The sequence below is a fragment of the Pseudomonas sp. MD195_PC81_125 genome, assembly GCF_014060985.1.
GTDB classification, from domain to species: Bacteria; Pseudomonadota; Gammaproteobacteria; order Pseudomonadales; family Pseudomonadaceae; genus Aquipseudomonas; species Aquipseudomonas parakoreensis.
The window spans coordinates 1-2,062 of record NZ_JABULD010000504.1 but is presented as its reverse complement, the minus strand read 5'-3'; the positions used below and the strand labels follow the sequence as shown (position 1 = coordinate 2,062).

Here is a 2,062-nt window from a genome sequence, read left to right as displayed (position 1 = left end):
CGCCTTTTTGTAACCGCCGGGTTTTAGCTGCCCGCCACAGTCATCCGCTCAATCAACACAGAGCCCGTGCGAATATTGCTGCGCAGCTCCAAATCATTACCGACGGCGACGATCTGCTTGAACATGTCGCGCATGTTGCCGGCGATGGTCACTTCCTGCACCGCGAACTGGATTTCGCCGTTCTCGACCCAGAACCCCGCCGCTCCGCGCGAATAATCGCCGGTGACCATGTTCAAGCCATGACCCATCAATTCGGTAACCAACAAGCCACGACCCATGCGTTTCAACAGTGCCGCCTGATCTTCATCCCCATGCGTCACGAACAGGTTATGCACGCCACCCGCGTTGGCGGTGCTTGGCATGCCGAGTTTGCGCCCGGAGTACGTGCCGAGGATGTACGACACCAATTCGCCCTTTTCGACGAACGGTTTGGCGTAGGTGGCCAGACCATCACCGTCGTAGGACGCACTGCCCATGGCGCGCATCAGATGTGGACGCTCATCGATGGTCAGCCATTCCGGAAACAGCTTCTGCCCCAGCGTGCCTTCGAGGAACGACGATTTGCGATACAGACTGCCGCCAGACACCGCCGACAGGAAGCTGCCGAACAACCCGCCCGCCAGCTCAGCGGAAAACAGCACCGGCACTTCGCAGGTCGGCACCGGACGCGCGCCCAGACGACTCGCGGCCCGTTGCGCGGCACGCTGACCGATGCTCACCGGATCCGCCAGCAGGCTGCCCTGACGATTGACGTCATACCAGTAATCGCGCTGCATCTGGCCATCAGCTTCGGCGATCATCACGCAGCTCAGGCTGTGCCGGGTCGACGCGTAGCCGCCGATGAAACCGTGGCTGTTGCCATACACGCGGCAGCCCTGATGGGTGCTGAGGGTGGTGCCGTCGGCGTTCTTGATTCGCGCATCGGCGTCGAACGCCGCCGCTTCACAGAGCAACGCCTTCTCGATCGCCTGCTCCGGGGTGATGTCCCATTCGTGGAACAGGTCGAAATCCTGCACCTCCCTGGCCATCAACGCGGCATCGGCGAGGCCCGAGGCTTCGTCTTCAGAGGTGTGTTTGGCGATCGCCAGTGCGGCAGCAACGGTTTCACGAATCGCATCCGGCCCGGTGGCGGAGGTGCTGGCCGAGCCTTTGCGCTGGCCGACGTACAGGGTGATGCCAAAGCCCTGGTCGCGATTGAACTCGACCGTCTCGACCTCACGCTGGCGCACCGAGGTCGACAAACCCTGCTCCAGCGACACCGCGACTTCGCAGGCACTGGCGCCCTGACGCTTGGCTTCGGCGATGATCTGCTCGACCTGTTCCTGCAGTGCCGGCAATGCTTGCGGGCCGACGCTTTGAACTGCACTCATGCTCATCTCCACTCAAATTCTGCTTTCGGCTGGGGTCATCGAGCGACCGGGCCGGACAAGCGGCCCCCGACTGGTTATCATGGCGGCGTTTCTTTGCGGACTGCCACCATGGTTGATTCTTACGACGACTCCCTCGATACGGGAGAAAAAAAGCAAATCTCAGGTCAAACGCGAGCTGCATGCTCTGGTTGACCTTGGCGAGCGCCTTACAACACTCAAGCCCGACTTGCAGGCAAAACTGCCATTGACCGACGCTCTGCGCCGGGCCCTGGCCGATGCGCCGAAGCACACCGCGAACATCGCGCGTAAACGGCACCTGCAGTTCATCGGCAAACTGATGCGCGATCAGGACACTGACGCGATTCTGGTCCTGCTCGATCAACTCGATGCCTCCACCCGTCAGTACAACGAGCGTTTCCACAACCTCGAACGCTGGCGTGACCGGCTGATCGCCGGTGACGATGCCGTGCTGGAGAAATTCGTCGTCGAATACCCCGATGCCGATCGCCAGCAACTGCGTTCGCTGATCCGTCAGGCTCAGCACGAGGTTGCACACAACAAACCTCCTGCTTCCAGCCGCAAGATCTTCAAGTACATCCGTGAGCTGGACGATACGCAACGCGGTCTGCGTTGAGATTCGTCCCTGTAGGAGCTGCCGCAGGTGCGATCTTTTGATCTTGTAAAAAACAAAA

General features: G+C 60.7%; 1 protein-coding gene and 1 pseudogene. One reads left to right on the top strand and one right to left on the bottom strand.

The genetic code is table 11. The features are described from left to right. Nucleotides 1–23 precede the first annotated feature (23 nt). Nucleotides 24–1,370 (bottom strand): metalloprotease PmbA, encoded by a 1,347-nt coding sequence (pmbA, locus tag HT737_RS20100; RefSeq protein ID WP_374011187.1) that lies wholly within the window; start codon nt 1,368–1,370, stop codon nt 24–26. A 108-nt stretch (nt 1,371–1,478) separates the two neighbouring features. Between pmbA and yjgA the strand changes: the two are divergent. After that, nucleotides 1,479–2,004 (top strand): annotated as a pseudogene (gene yjgA, locus HT737_RS20095) (ribosome biogenesis factor YjgA). Nucleotides 2,005–2,062 lie beyond the last annotated feature (58 nt).